The sequence below is a fragment of the Roseicyclus marinus genome (assembly GCF_030163795.1).
Taxonomy (GTDB): Bacteria; Pseudomonadota; Alphaproteobacteria; order Rhodobacterales; family Rhodobacteraceae; genus Roseicyclus; species Roseicyclus marinus.
Window position 1 is genome coordinate 22,310 of record NZ_JASJOF010000013.1, and the last position, 12,459, is coordinate 34,768.

Annotated in this window: 17 protein-coding genes; 15 read left to right on the forward strand and 2 right to left on the reverse strand. The window is 63.9% G+C overall.

Features of this window, described 5'->3' with window-relative positions; genetic code table 11:
- Positions 1–39 precede the first annotated feature (39 nt).
- Positions 40–753: a M48 family metallopeptidase gene (locus QQK63_RS15895; RefSeq protein ID WP_277826867.1), complete on the reverse strand. Its 714-nt coding sequence runs from the start codon at positions 751–753 to the stop codon at positions 40–42.
- A gap of 140 nt (positions 754–893) precedes the next feature.
- On the opposite strand from QQK63_RS15895, the gene QQK63_RS15900 reads away from it, so the two are divergent.
- From QQK63_RS15900 to QQK63_RS15940, 9 genes are all read left to right on the forward strand, one after another.
- Positions 894–1,286, forward strand: a complete 393-nt coding sequence (locus QQK63_RS15900) for a thiol-disulfide oxidoreductase DCC family protein (RefSeq protein ID WP_277826865.1) — start codon at positions 894–896, stop codon at positions 1,284–1,286.
- Positions 1,287–1,296: 10 nt separating this feature from the next.
- Entirely contained in the window at positions 1,297–1,536 is a 240-nt protein-coding gene (locus QQK63_RS15905; protein WP_277826863.1) for a DUF8831 family protein, read from the forward strand.
- 210 nt (positions 1,537–1,746) lie between these two features.
- On the forward strand, positions 1,747–2,853 hold the full coding sequence (locus tag QQK63_RS15910) for a class II histone deacetylase (RefSeq protein WP_277826861.1): 1,107 nt from the start codon (positions 1,747–1,749) through the stop codon (positions 2,851–2,853).
- A 69-nt stretch (positions 2,854–2,922) separates the two neighbouring features.
- On the forward strand, positions 2,923–3,624 hold the full coding sequence (locus tag QQK63_RS15915) for a CoA transferase subunit A (RefSeq protein ID WP_277826859.1): 702 nt from the start codon (positions 2,923–2,925) through the stop codon (positions 3,622–3,624).
- Between the two features lie 7 nt (positions 3,625–3,631).
- The gene (locus QQK63_RS15920) at positions 3,632–4,687 is read left to right on the forward strand and encodes a GSCFA domain-containing protein (RefSeq protein ID WP_277826857.1); all 1,056 of its coding nucleotides are present in this window, start codon (positions 3,632–3,634) and stop codon (positions 4,685–4,687) included.
- Positions 4,684–5,493 carry a hypothetical protein gene (locus QQK63_RS15925; RefSeq protein ID WP_277826855.1) on the forward strand — a complete coding sequence of 270 codons (810 nt, stop codon included), beginning with the start codon at positions 4,684–4,686 and terminating at the stop codon, positions 5,491–5,493. Before QQK63_RS15920 ends, QQK63_RS15925 begins: the two co-directional genes overlap by 4 nt.
- 5 nt (positions 5,494–5,498) lie before the next feature.
- Positions 5,499–6,122 carry a 3-oxoacid CoA-transferase subunit B gene (locus QQK63_RS15930; protein WP_277826853.1) on the forward strand — a complete coding sequence of 208 codons (624 nt, stop codon included), beginning with the start codon at positions 5,499–5,501 and terminating at the stop codon, positions 6,120–6,122.
- Entirely contained in the window at positions 6,115–6,534 is a 420-nt protein-coding gene (locus tag QQK63_RS15935; protein WP_277826851.1) for an acyl-CoA thioesterase, read from the forward strand. Before QQK63_RS15930 ends, QQK63_RS15935 begins: the two co-directional genes overlap by 8 nt.
- Positions 6,531–6,812, forward strand: coding sequence for a GNAT family N-acetyltransferase (locus QQK63_RS15940; protein ID WP_277826849.1), 282 nt, complete (start codon positions 6,531–6,533; stop codon positions 6,810–6,812). Before QQK63_RS15935 ends, QQK63_RS15940 begins: the two co-directional genes overlap by 4 nt.
- Before the next feature lie 4 nt (positions 6,813–6,816).
- Here the strand turns inward: QQK63_RS15940 and QQK63_RS15945 are convergent, their stop codons facing one another.
- Positions 6,817–7,677, reverse strand: coding sequence for a lytic transglycosylase domain-containing protein (locus QQK63_RS15945; protein WP_277826847.1), 861 nt, complete (start codon positions 7,675–7,677; stop codon positions 6,817–6,819).
- A 243-nt stretch (positions 7,678–7,920) separates the two neighbouring features.
- On the opposite strand from QQK63_RS15945, the gene QQK63_RS15950 reads away from it, so the two are divergent.
- The 6 genes from QQK63_RS15950 (at position 7,921) to QQK63_RS15975 (ending at position 12,310) form a co-directional block, all read left to right on the forward strand.
- Complete coding sequence (locus tag QQK63_RS15950; RefSeq protein ID WP_277826845.1) at positions 7,921–8,145, forward strand: hypothetical protein; 225 nt, start codon at positions 7,921–7,923, stop codon at positions 8,143–8,145.
- Positions 8,146–8,430: 285 nt separating this feature from the next.
- A complete protein-coding gene (locus QQK63_RS15955) occupies positions 8,431–8,655 on the forward strand; it encodes a hypothetical protein (RefSeq protein WP_277826843.1) in 225 nt (74 codons plus the stop codon).
- Positions 8,656–8,814: 159 nt separating this feature from the next.
- Positions 8,815–9,054, forward strand: coding sequence for a hypothetical protein (locus QQK63_RS15960; RefSeq protein WP_277826841.1), 240 nt, complete (start codon positions 8,815–8,817; stop codon positions 9,052–9,054).
- A gap of 174 nt (positions 9,055–9,228) precedes the next feature.
- Positions 9,229–10,059: a Flp pilus assembly protein CpaB gene (gene cpaB / locus QQK63_RS15965; protein WP_277826839.1), complete on the forward strand. Its 831-nt coding sequence runs from the start codon at positions 9,229–9,231 to the stop codon at positions 10,057–10,059.
- 207 nt (positions 10,060–10,266) lie between these two features.
- Positions 10,267–11,640, forward strand: coding sequence for a type II and III secretion system protein family protein (locus tag QQK63_RS15970; RefSeq protein ID WP_277826837.1), 1,374 nt, complete (start codon positions 10,267–10,269; stop codon positions 11,638–11,640).
- 1 nt (position 11,641) lies between these two features.
- A complete protein-coding gene (locus QQK63_RS15975) occupies positions 11,642–12,310 on the forward strand; it encodes an OmpA family protein (RefSeq protein ID WP_277826835.1) in 669 nt (222 codons plus the stop codon).
- Positions 12,311–12,459 lie beyond the last annotated feature (149 nt).

The following is a 12,459-nucleotide window of genomic DNA, read 5'->3' on the forward strand; positions in this document are numbered from 1 at the left end:
CAAGCCTATGCCGCCGGACAGGAACCGCCTTGACCCAGATCAAATGTCGGGGCCGCGCAGCCCAAGAAGCGTCCGGCGCACCACGTCGATCCGGGCCGCGTTGGGTGGATGCGTCGACAGGAATTCGCGCGCCGGATCGGGAATGCGGGTAAAGAATTCCGCCCCGATCAAGGCGTCGTATCCTGCGCGCTCCGCGATCACCGTACCAAGCGCATCGGCCTCCAGTTCGGCCCGCTGCCCGAATTCGCGGGAGGCGACGAAAGCCCCGATCTGCGCCGCCTCGTCCACCTCCAGCTGCGAGGCGCCCCGCGCCCGCGCCAAATCGGAAAAGACGCGCGCGCCCTCAGCGGCCTGCCTTTGGCCCAAGGGCAGATGTCGGCCGATGTGATGTCCGGCTTCGTGACCCATGATGAAAGCCAGTTCGTCGACGTTGCGCGCCACGGCGATCAGGCCGAGCGTAAAGATGATGGCCGGCCGCCCCTGTGGATCGAGCGTGTGAAAGGCGTTCACGCCGCTTTCAGGGGCGCGGTCCACGTAAATGGCGAAATCGCACACCTGATCGGGTGTTTCCTCGCGGCAAACTCGTTCGGCCACAGGTTCGACGCGGCGCACCACCTCGTCGAAGTTCAGGGCCGCCTGCCGCGCCCGCGCCGCGATGTCGGGGGCTGGCGGCGGCGGGGGCGGCGGCACCATGACCTGCACGCATCCCGACAGGACAAGGGCAAGGAGCGGCAGGAGACGGATCGGGCGCATGGCGGATTGTTTCAACGGTTTGGCTTGGGTCGATGGCGTGATCGCTCTTTAAGCCTAGAGGCCCGGCGCGCGAGGTCCAGCCCGCTTTCGTAGGGTAGGCGCGGCTTGACGCAGGCGGTCCTGCCCTTACCTCAACGCGCATGACCGACATCCGTATTCTTTACAACGCGCGCTGCCCGATCTGTCGGGCCGAGATCGCCCATTACCAAAAGCGCGCGGAGGCCACCCACGCGCCGCTTTCGTTCGAAGATCTGAATGAGGCCGATCTGGGTGATTGGGCCCTGACGGCGGATCAGGCGAAACGCCGGCTTCATGCGGCCCTGCCCGACGGGCGCATCGTGAGCGGGATCCCCGCTTTCGCCGCGATCTGGTCCGCATTGCCCGGTATGGGTTGGCTGGCGCGGCTGGTGATGGCACCGGGCGTGCGGACGGTTGCCGACATCGCTTACAACCGGTTTGCGGCACCGTGGCTTTACCGGCGCCAGATACGGCGCGAGCGGCAGGGCCTTGCCGCGGGAGACGGGCGGGCCTAGGCTTGGCCCCATGTTCACAATCGAGCACGAATTCGACGCAACGCTGATCACCCTTGTCGATGACGGCGAGGCTGGGCAGCCCTTGCAAGAAGACGTGACAATCGCCGCTTTCGCGGAATGCGTGACGGTCACGCAATATGATACCCGTACCGATCGCGAGCACGTTATCACCCTGTCGCTCGCCCAGATCCGCGACCTTGCCGCAGCGCTGGACCTGCCCGAGGGGGTCTATCGTCTTGAAAAGGGCTAAGAGGACCAGCTGACTGGCCTCTACGCCACTTGGCGGCGCGGTCCATGCGAGCTTTTGTTAATCCCGCACAATCTTGGCCTGACGGGCCCAATCCAATCCGCAAACTTGCGATAAGGCGATCTGTCCCCAGCCTTGCCCACAGGCGCAGATCGTCATGGACAGCCCACGGATCCGCCCGCCATACTTGCCCTGCGAAACGGGAGAAATGCCATGGCCACCGGGTTTTTCGTCAATGAACGCTGTTTCTGGCATTCGGGCGGGAATTACAGCTTTCTCGTGCCGGTCGGCGGGTTGATGCAACCCTCGACCGGGGGCGGTCTGCCGGAAAATCCGGAGACAAAGCGGCGGTTCAAGAACCTTGTCGAGGTCACGGGGCTGATGCGGACACTGGCCACGCCCGATGCAGACCCCGCCACGGAGGAGGATCTGCGCCGCATCCATCCCGCCAGCTATCTGGAAAACTTTCGCCGCAAAAGCGCGGAGGGCGGGGGCGAATTGGGCCTCAGGACGCCCTTTGGTCCCGATGGCTATGATATCGCCGCCCTGTCGGCGGGCCTGACCAAGGCCGCGCTTTTCGAGGTCCTGCAAGGCCGGCTCGACAATGCCTATGCACTGTCGCGCCCACCGGGCCACCATTGTCTGCCGGATTTTCCCAACGGGTTTTGCCTGTTGAACAACATCGCCATCGCGCTGGAGGCCGCGCGCGCCGCAGGGCTGGCCGACCGGGTCGCCGTGATCGACTGGGATGTGCATCACGGCAACGGAACCGAAGCGATCTATTACGAACGCGCCGACACGCTGACGATCTCGATCCACCAGGAACGGAATTATCCGCGCGATTCAGGCGATTTCGAGGATCGCGGCGCAGGCTCTGGCGAAGGGCTTAACCTCAACGTGCCGCTGCCGCCCGGGGGCGGCCATGCCACCTATCTGGAAGCCTTCGAGCGGCTGGTGATCCCGCAACTCCACGCCTTCCAGCCCGATGCGATCGTGGTCGCCTGCGGTTTCGACGCTTCGGGCGTCGATCCCTTGGGGCGCATGATGGCCGGATCGGAAACCTTCCGCGCGTTGACCGAGATGACGATGGAGGCGGCAGGCGAGTTGTGCGAGGGCAAGCTGGTCCTGACCCATGAGGGCGGCTATTCCGAGGCGCATGTGCCGTTCTGCGGCCATGCCGTTCTGGAGGCGTTGTCAGGCAGCGACATCACCGCACCCGACCCGTTGAAGGACCGGATTGACAGCCAGCAGCCGGGTCCGCGTTTCGAACATTACTGTTCCACGCTGATCGCCGAAATGGAGGCCGCGCTGGAAGCCTGAGGCCGCGTTGACTTCGCCGCGACGCGGCGGCAGGGTGCGCGGCGACCACCAGATCGGAGGATGTGTGCGATGAAAAAGGTCTATGGCTCGGCGGCGGACGCGCTCGACGGTGTGCTCTTCGACGGCATGCTGATCGCGGCGGGCGGCTTTGGCCTCTGCGGCATCCCGGAACTCCTGATCGACGGGATCGTGGCATCCGGCGTCAAGGATCTGACCGTGGCCTCCAACAACGCGGGCGTCGATGATTTCGGGCTCGGCAAGCTGCTTGCCACCCGCCAGATCCGCAAGATGATGTCCTCCTACGTGGGTGAGAACGCCGAATTCATGCGCCAGTACCTGTCGGGCGAGCTGGAACTCGAATTCAATCCCCAAGGCACACTCGCCGAACGGATGCGCGCGGGCGGTGCGGGCATCCCCGGGTTCTACACCAAGACCGGCGTCGGCACAGTCATCGCCGAAGGTAAGGAGGTGAAGACCTTCGACGGGCAGGATTACATCCTCGAACGCGGGATTTTCGCGGATCTGTCGATCGTCAAGGCGTGGAAGGCGGACGAGACGGGCAATGCCGTCTTCCGCAAGACGGCGCGCAACTTCAACCCGCCCGCGGCCATGTGCGGCAAGATCTGCATAATGGAGGTGGAGGAGATCGTGCCGACCGGTTCGCTCGACCCAGACACGATCCATTTGCCCGGCATCTATGTTTACCGCCTGATCCAAGGCGAACACGAGAAGCGGATCGAACAACGCACCGTCCGGCCCCGCGCCGCCTGAGGGCGTCATGGCAAGGTCCCCCTACAGCGACCTGCCCCAGCGCGCGTTCTGGCGCGGTGGGGTCGCGGGGCCTGGGCCTTTTGACCTTCCGGATCTTTACCGCCCCCGCTTTGCCCTGACGCCGGAAACGCGGGTCTTCACCGCTGGCTCCTGTTTCGCGCAGCATGTGGGTGGGGCGCTCAAGCGCGCAGGGCTGAGCGTGATCGACACCGAGCCTGCCCTGCGTGGGATGCCGCCCGAAACGGCGAAACGCTTTGGCTACGGGGTCTATGCCGCGCGCTTCGGCAATATCTACACCGTGCGCCAGTTCCGTCAGCTGATCGAGGAAATGCTGGGCCTGTTCTCCCCGGCGCTGCCGATCTGGGAAAGGGATGGCCGGTTCTGGGATGCGCTGCGCCCCGGTATCGAACCCGAAGGGCTCACCAGCGCCGAGCAAGTGGTCGAGATGCGGACCCAGCACCTGATCGCGCTGGCGCGCGCCGTGCAGGAGGCCGAAGTGATGGTGTTCACCCTTGGCCTGACCGAAGCCTGGGAGCATCGCGAAACCGGTACTGTCTATCCCACGGCCCCGGGGACGATCGCAGGGGATTACGACCCGGATCTCTTCGTCTTTCGCAATCACGGCGTGGCCGAGATCCTCGAGGATTTCACGGCGCTGGAACGGATGCTGACCGAGATCAATCCCGGGCTGCAGTGGATCCTGACCGTTTCGCCCGTGCCGTTGGCGGCAACGGCCAGCGGCGATCATGTTCTGGCGGCAACGATGCGGTCGAAATCCGTGCTTCGCGTGGTCTGCGACCTCTTGTACGAAAGTTCGGCGGCGATCGATTATTTCCCCTCCTATGAACTGGTGATGTCGCCCGCCCACCCTGCCGGAGCTTTCGCATCGGACCTGCGCAGCGTCCGGCCCGAGGTGGTTGACGGGATCATGGAGCTGTTTCTGAAAGCCCATGGCCTCACCGCCGAGCCTATCCCAAGCGCCCCGACCGATGGGGACGGTGAAGGCGGAGACGGGGATGGCGCCCTCTGCGAAGATGTCTTGCTGGACGCCTTCCGCCCATGACTAGACGCATCGCGATCGTCGGGACCTCCAACATCGGTGCGCCGAAATATGCCGCCGAGCAGATCGCAGCGGAATATCCAAGCCTTACTGTCCGGTTCTGGGGTATGCCGGGCCGAAAATTCGCGGATTGCGCCACTGATGACGCGGGCGTGTTCCAGCCGCCTTCGGGCGATGTCGAGACGCGAAAGCTGGCCAAGCGGATCAATGGCGAAGATTGCATCGACCTGAGCACCTTCGATGCGACACTGGTGATCGCGGATACGATGGGCTTGCCCTCCGTGTTGTTCATGGCGGGGAATTACGACGTGATCGACTGGCCGCACCGCCGGGACAAGCCGCTGTTGTCCCGGCCGGGATTTCTGGCCGGGATGGAGGAGGCGATCACGGCGCGCGCCGATGACCTTGCCCAGCAGTTCCAGGGGGTGCGCCCTTTGTTCCTGACGCGAGCGCCCTACCCGACGACCATGGTCACACGCCGGGGTCCCTTACGGCTTGAGCCCTTCGCATCGGTGGCCGCGCATCCCGAGGCGGCGCAGATCGAGGCACTCTACACCAAGGCGCTGGACCGTGCGCTGGCCGCGCGCAACATTACCTTTATCGCGCAACCGGCCGAGACCATGGCAGCCCCTTTCCTGACGCGCCCCGCCTATGGCCGAGGGGCCGAGGATTTCCGCACGGCGGGCCGCATTCTTGACGATCACCGGCACATGAACGCAGCGTTTGGCGCTTCGCTTTTCCGTGCCTTTGCGTTAGCCCTATGTCCCGACAGGACCGGGGCCGCCCCGACACCTCAGACCAAGGAGTGACGCCCATGTGGGACCGCAACCAGATGGCCGCCCGCGCCGCGAAAGAACTGCGCGACGGCATGTATGTGAACCTCGGCATCGGCATCCCGACGCTGGTGTCGAACTACATCCCCGACGGCATGAGCGTAACGCTGCAATCGGAAAACGGGATGCTCGGCATGGGGCCCTTCCCCTACGAGGGCGAGGAAGACGCCGACCTGATCAACGCAGGCAAACAGACCATCACCGAATTGCCCCACACGGCCTATTTCGACAGCGCGACGAGTTTCGGCATGATCCGGGGCGGCAAGATCGCCATGGCGATCCTGGGCGCGATGGAAGTCAGCGAAAAGGGCGATCTGGCGAACTGGATGATCCCCGGCAAGCTGGTGAAGGGGATGGGCGGCGCGATGGATCTGGTCGCGGGCGTGGGCCGTGTCGTCGTGGTGATGGATCACGCCAACAAGCACGGCGAAAGCAAGGTTTTGAAGAACTGCACCCTGCCGCTGACGGGCACCGGTGTGGTGGATCTGATCATCACGAACATGGGCGTGCTGGAGGTGGTCGAGGGTGGCCTGAAACTCCTCGAACTGGCCGACGGCGTGACCGAAGCCGACCTGCGCGCCGCGACGGAAGCCACGCTTGTCTGATCCGGTTGCCGCATCCGCGGCGGAGCGGACCCCCCAAGGCACGCTGACACTTCAGACCGTGCCGATGCCCGCCGATACCAATTCAGGCGGGGATGTCTTTGGGGGCTGGGTGGTCAGCCAGATGGACATCGCGGCAGGCACGACCGCGATGGACCGTGCGCAGGGACGCTGCGCCACCGTCGCGATCGAGGCGCTGCGCTTTCACGCGCCGGTGCTCGTGGGGGACCTGTTCTCGGTCTATTCGCAGATCACGCGGACCGGGCGCACCTCCATCACCATGCATATCGAGGCATGGGTGCGCCGCCAGCGCACCGGCGAACGGATGCTGGTGACCGAGGGCGATTTCACCTTTGTCGCCATCTCGGAATCCGGCGTGACACGCCCCCTGCCCCCGGAGGAAGCGCAGCCATGAGCGAGATCATCCGCGAGATCACGGGCACCAAGGGCCGCTATGTCCTGCGCGAAAACGGCGCCGAGGCGGAATTGACCTATTCCATCCTGTCGCCCGAGCGCATCATCGCAGATCACACGGGAGTGCCCGACGCCATGCGCGGCACGGGCGCGGGTCTGAAGCTGGTGGAACGGCTGGTCGCCGATGCACGGGCCGAAGGCGTTCGGATCGTGGCGCTTTGCCCTTTCGTGAAGGCGCAGGCGCGACGGCACCCGGACTGGGCGGATGTGATCGACTGAGGCGTCAGTTCACCGCGATGGGCTGGAACACGCAGCCATCCGAGATCAACTCGGGCGGGGTGCGGCACAGACTGCGCGCAACCATCCACGTCGCCAGCACCTTGGGAACGTAATCGCGGGTTTCCTCGAAAGGCGGCACACCGTTGTTGCGTTGCACCGCACCCTCGCCCGCGTTGTAGCCTGCAAGCGCCAAGAGCGGGTCTCCGTCAAATTCGTCAAGCAACCAGTCAAGATAGGCGATGCCGCCCGCGATGTTCTGGCGCGCATCGAAAGGGTCCGCGACGCCGAACCGGGCCGCCGTGTCGGGGATCAGCTGCATCAGACCCTGCGCCCCGGCAGGGCTGACGGCCTCAGGCCGGCCAGCGGATTCGACGGCCAAGACCGCCAACACCAAGGCCGGTGAAACCTCTGTGCCGATGCTCGCCATCAGGATCTCGGCCCCGTGGGCTTCGATGATGCGGTGCAAGGTCGAAAGACGCGGCACGTTCAGAGCCGCCGCCTCTGGCGCCGAAGCAAGCAGATCCTGCGCCGCCCAGAACCGTCCTGTATCCGCAGGCAATGCAGGAGAGATCACCTGCCAGAACCAATCGGACCGGCCCGGTGCCGCCTCGCGGCGCACCTCGGGTTCGGTTCCGATCCCCACGGGCGAGGGGCGGGTGGGATCGGGCGCGCTGGTGTTGCGGGCGTGTTCCTCGGCGGTGATCTGGATCGTGATCCGGGGTCCGGTGCGTCCGGCGTCGGGCGCCGTGACGCGCCGGATCGACGCGCCCTGCCCGGTCGCCTCGTCAAGCCCCTGCGCATGGACGGGAAGGATCGACAAACACGCGAAAAGGACCGGGAAGGCGCGCGCGCAAAGGTGCCGCATGATCTTACTGCCTGCTACTCAACTACCTCGGGCGGCCTTGTTCTATTGGGCTTGGCCGGTTTCAAGGACGATGAATAGCACGAAACCGAAAGTGAATCTGCCCTTAAAGCACCCGAGAGAAATCCCACCAATTTCCAGAACAGGCCCAAATCCCGCCCCGATTCACCACCAGAAACAGGTCATCCCGAACGGCCAAGACGGCCGGGGCCAACCAAAGACCTGAACCCTATCTGGAGCAAGACCATGACCAACCTGATCAAGAATTTCGCAAAATCCGAATCCGGCGCCGTGACCGTTGACTGGGTCGTCCTGACCGCAGCTCTCGTGGGCCTTGGCCTCGCCGTCATGACGGTCGTGTCGAACGGCATCGAAGACCTGTCGGGCGACATCTCGACCGCGCTGGTCGACACCGACCCGCTCACCAACCCCTTCGCTACCAACGGCGCAGACGCCGCAGAAAACGACTGATCCGCGCAGCAGCGCGAAAGCCGGGGCCGCACCAGCGATGGTGCGGCCCCGATCCGTTTTGGCCTTGCCGATGCTCCGTAGCAGGCCATCCGGCTCGGCCCCCATGCAACGCATCAGCTGCCCCGCACGCCCCAGCATCACATCACCAAATCACCCCGCAAATTGCCCGAAAACATCCCACGCCAGCCCAGATCGTGCCCTAATCTCACAGCAAAACAGGCTCATCCCGAACGGCTAAGACGGCCGGGGCCAACCGAAGACCTGAACCCTATCTGGAGCAAGACTATGACCAACCTGATCAAGACTTTCGCAAAATCCGAATCCGGCGCCGTGACCGTTGACTGGGTCGTCCTGACCGCAGCGCTCGTGGGCCTTGGCCTTGCCGTCATGACGGTCGTGTCGAACGGCATCGAAGACCTGTCGGGCGACATCTCGACCGCGCTGGTCGACACCGATCCGATGACCAACCCCTTCGCCACCAACGGCGCAGACGTCGCGGAAAACGACTGATCCGCGCAGCAGCGACCCTCGTCGTTTCGGGGCTGTGCCGTATCCGGCGCAGCCCTTTTTGGTTCAAGCGAAAGGAAGCGGCCCTTTTGCTTTGCAAGGCGATGGAGGCAAGTCCCCGGTACGCCGCCTTTTGCACGTGACGATCGACGGAGTTTCACGATGACGACAAAGCCGATGAAAACCTTTCTCACGTCCGATGACGGCAACGTCATGGTGGATTGGATGGTATTGGCTGGGGCCCTGATCGGATTGGGCCTTGCGTTCATGGCTGTGATGTCGAACGGCGTCGAGGATATGTCCGGCGCGCTGGCCGGCGAACTCGAAAGCATGCCCGCAGATACCGAACCTTTCAGGGCCAACGGCGCAGCCATTGCGGCGAATGATCCCGTGCGGAACTGACCTGGCCCAAGCGTGGCGGGGCGCGACACGGATCGCTGCCAGAAACAAAACCCAGCGAATTTCGTCCTTTGACCATCAATCGGCCGCAATTCGCGCCCAAGACAGCCAGAGGCAGATAACGGCCGGGCCCTTCACCAACGGGACACACGGCGCGACACGTCGAAAGGAAAAGGCATGAGACTGGTTTTCGGATTGGTGCTGTTGCTTGGCATTGGGCTTGCGGGTTTTGCCGTGAAAGTCGCGATGGATCGTTTTGGTCAGTACCAGACGGCGCTGGCCCAGCAACGGCAGGCCATCATCCCCACGACCGAGGTTTTCGTCGTAACGCGCCAATTGCGCTACGGCGAACGCCTTGCACGCGACGATGTCGAAGCCATCCGTTGGCCTGCTGATTACGTCCCTTTCGGCGCCTTCACCACGCTCGACGAGATTTTCCCCGAGGGTGATGCCTCGCCTAGAACCGTATTGCGCACGATGGAACGGCACGAACCGCTGCTGGCAGCCAAGGTCACCGCACCGGGTGAGGATGCAGGCGTCGCCTCGCGGCTCGAAGAGGGAACGCAGGCCTTTACCTTGCAGATCGACGTGGTGGCGGGCGTGTCGGGTTTTCTGCGTCCGGGCGACCGGGTCGACGTCTACTGGACTGGCACAGGCCGCGACGGCGACGGTGTGACACGCCTGATCCGGTCTAGCCTCGAAATCATCGCGCTGGACCAGACCGCCGACAGCGACCGCAACAATCCGATCATCGCGCGGACCATCACTTTTGCAGCCCGCCCTACGGATATCGCCGCCCTGACGCAGGCTCAGGCTTCGGGTCGCCTGACCCTCGCGCTTGTGGGTCTCAATGACGAGACGACCAGTGAAACGGTAGAGGTTTCGCGCGACGAGTTGCTGGGCGCCCGCGAGGAAGTCGCCGCTGCGCCCGAAGGGCCGCGCATCTGCACCGTGCGCAACCGCAGGGGGGCCGATGTTGTGGAAATGCAGGTTCCATGCACCAACTGATTGGAATACATATATAAATATGGAAAGGCTCCATGGCGCTCAGCTGTGGGGCCTTTGTTGTGTCTTCGTTGCACCAATGACGAAAGACGGATCACTTGCGCCGAAGACCACTCTGATTCTTGCTTAAAATTCTTTTTTGCTTCAATTTTCACGAAAGTTGGTGCGCAAGACACCGAACCAAACAGTGATCATAGAGGCGGGATCACCATGAGCATGATGGCCTTCATGCGCGCTGTCCTGGTAGGCGGCGCGCTGGCATTCTCTCCGGCAGTCGACGCCGCGGCACAAGGCTTGCGGGTGGTCGAGGGGCAGACATCGGCCGCACTGTCGGTGCCGATGAACCGTGCGGTCGTGGTCGAAAGCGATCTCCTGTTTGCAGAAATCAGCGTTGCCAACCCGGCCATCGCGGATATCGCGACCCTGACCGAACGCTCCATCTACGTCCTGGGTCGCGCCCCGGGGCGAACAACCATGACGCTTCTGGGGCCCGACGGCACCCTGATCGCCAATATCGAGGTCCAAGTGGTACCTGACGTGGCCGAATTGCGCGAACGCTTGCGCGAGATCTTGCGTAACGAACCGATCGAAGTCCGCACCGCCAATGACGGCATCGTCCTGTCGGGCACGGTCAGTTCCGGACGGGTCGTGGAACGCGCGATGGAACTTGCCGAACGCTACACGCCCGGCCGTGTGTCCAACCTGCTTCTGGTGGGCGGAAGCCAGCAAGTGATGCTCCAGGTCCGGTTTGCCGAGATGAGCCGGACGATCCGGCAGGAACTGGGCCTGAACATGAGCGCCGCAAACATCGCCAGCGATAACGTGGCGGCATTGAACGCCGGCGACCTCGTGGATTTCCCGGTAACGGCCAATCCGCCGGGCGGCCTCCTTGCTGTCGGGCTTAGCGGCGGTGGGTTCCAATTCAACATCCTGCTCGAAGCGCTCGAAACCGAGGGTTTGGTGCGGACACTGGCCGAACCCAATCTGACCGCGCTGTCGGGGCAAACCGCCGATTTCCTCGCTGGTGGACAATTCCCCGTTCCCGTCCGCGACGACGAGGGCAATGTCACGGTCCAGTTCCAGCCCTTCGGGATCGAGGTGGAATTCACGCCCACCGTGGTCGACGAAGAGATCATCAACCTCGCCATGTCCAGCACCGTGAGCTCGATCGACACAAGCATTCCGGGAACGGGAACGATTCCGGGGCTGCGCACCCGCGAGGCCTCGACCACTGTCGAACTGCGCGACGGCGAAAGCTTTGCCATCGCGGGCCTGTTGCAGGACGATTTCCGCGATCAGATCGGGCAGGTGCCATGGCTGGGCGACATCCCCGTTTTGGGCGCGTTGTTCCGGTCTACCAGCTATCAGCGTGAACAATCCGAACTGGTGATCATCGTGACGGCGCATCTGGTACGCCCGGTGCGGGGCGAGGCCCTGACCCTGCCGACTGATCGCGTGACGATCCCCACCGAACGCGAATTGTTCCTTCTGGGACGCACGTCTGGCGCGCCGCGCGCGGGCACCGCCGCAGGCGATGTCGCGCGGCAGGATTTCACGGGCTCCTACGGCTATGTGATGGATTGAGATGATGCAGAGCCTTGGGAACACCCGCCGCCTTCGGGCTTGCACATTGGCCTTCGGATTGTCGCTTTCCATGGCGCTGGCAGCCTGTGGTCCGGGGCAAGTTTTCGACGGCAACCGCGAGGTTGGCTCGCAGATCAACGAAGGCGGCTTTGGCGATCCGACGACCAACAACGCGCTCTACCACACTGGGCAGCTCCAATATGCGCAGGTGCTGAGCCAGAGATTCGCACAAGAAGTGCCCACGACGATCACCTTCGCCTTCAACTCGGCCGTGCTGGAGCCCGAGGCGCAGGCCATCTTGCGCCAGCAGGCCCATTTCATGATGCAATTTCCCGAGGTTCGGTTTTCGGTCTACGGACACACCGATCTTGTGGGCGGTACGGCCTACAACCATCGGCTGGGACTGCGGCGCGCCCGCGCGGCGGTCACCTATCTCGTCGGCCTCGGCGTCGAACGGTCCCGGCTCGACACGCTGGTGTCCTTGGGCGAGACGCAACCGATCGTGGCCACGCAGACCGAAGAACGCCGAAACCGCCGCACGGTGACCGAGGTGACCGGGTTCGTACAACGCCACCCCATGGTGATCGATGGGCGCTACGCGCAGATCGTCTATCGCGGCTATGCCGGCGGCGAAGCGACCGGTGGTGAGGGCGGCGGCGAAAGCCAGTGATCCCTCACGCCCTTTTGGGGGCGACGCGGACACCCAGCCGATCGACCGGCATCTGCAAACGAAAACCCCATTTTTGGTCCTATTGTTGCCGTTTTTCCGCGTGAAGGTCGGACCATCGAGGCGCGATCTCCGACCGCCGAAACGGCCGG

Excerpts from the sequence above, each read along its gene's own strand:
- QQK63_RS15960 (WP_277826841.1), top strand. The coding sequence starts at position 8,815 with ATGACGACAAAGCCGATGAAAACCTTTCTCACGTCCGATGACGGCAAC.
- QQK63_RS15930 (WP_277826853.1), top strand. The coding sequence starts at position 5,499 with ATGTGGGACCGCAACCAGATGGCCGCCCGCGCCGCGAAAGAACTGCGC.
- QQK63_RS15895 (WP_277826867.1), bottom strand. The coding sequence starts at position 753 with ATGCGCCCGATCCGTCTCCTGCCGCTCCTTGCCCTTGTCCTGTCGGGA.
- QQK63_RS15950 (WP_277826845.1), top strand. The coding sequence starts at position 7,921 with ATGACCAACCTGATCAAGAATTTCGCAAAATCCGAATCCGGCGCCGTG.
- QQK63_RS15925 (WP_277826855.1), top strand. The coding sequence starts at position 4,684 with ATGACTAGACGCATCGCGATCGTCGGGACCTCCAACATCGGTGCGCCG.
- QQK63_RS15905 (WP_277826863.1), top strand. The coding sequence starts at position 1,297 with ATGTTCACAATCGAGCACGAATTCGACGCAACGCTGATCACCCTTGTC.
- QQK63_RS15920 (WP_277826857.1), top strand. The coding sequence starts at position 3,632 with ATGGCAAGGTCCCCCTACAGCGACCTGCCCCAGCGCGCGTTCTGGCGC.
- QQK63_RS15900 (WP_277826865.1), top strand. The coding sequence starts at position 894 with ATGACCGACATCCGTATTCTTTACAACGCGCGCTGCCCGATCTGTCGG.
- QQK63_RS15945 (WP_277826847.1), bottom strand. The coding sequence starts at position 7,677 with ATGCGGCACCTTTGCGCGCGCGCCTTCCCGGTCCTTTTCGCGTGTTTG.
- QQK63_RS15970 (WP_277826837.1), top strand. The coding sequence starts at position 10,267 with ATGAGCATGATGGCCTTCATGCGCGCTGTCCTGGTAGGCGGCGCGCTG.
- cpaB (WP_277826839.1), top strand. The coding sequence starts at position 9,229 with ATGAGACTGGTTTTCGGATTGGTGCTGTTGCTTGGCATTGGGCTTGCG.
- QQK63_RS15910 (WP_277826861.1), top strand. The coding sequence starts at position 1,747 with ATGGCCACCGGGTTTTTCGTCAATGAACGCTGTTTCTGGCATTCGGGC.
- QQK63_RS15955 (WP_277826843.1), top strand. The coding sequence starts at position 8,431 with ATGACCAACCTGATCAAGACTTTCGCAAAATCCGAATCCGGCGCCGTG.
- QQK63_RS15915 (WP_277826859.1), top strand. The coding sequence starts at position 2,923 with ATGAAAAAGGTCTATGGCTCGGCGGCGGACGCGCTCGACGGTGTGCTC.
- QQK63_RS15940 (WP_277826849.1), top strand. The coding sequence starts at position 6,531 with ATGAGCGAGATCATCCGCGAGATCACGGGCACCAAGGGCCGCTATGTC.
- QQK63_RS15975 (WP_277826835.1), top strand. The coding sequence starts at position 11,642 with ATGATGCAGAGCCTTGGGAACACCCGCCGCCTTCGGGCTTGCACATTG.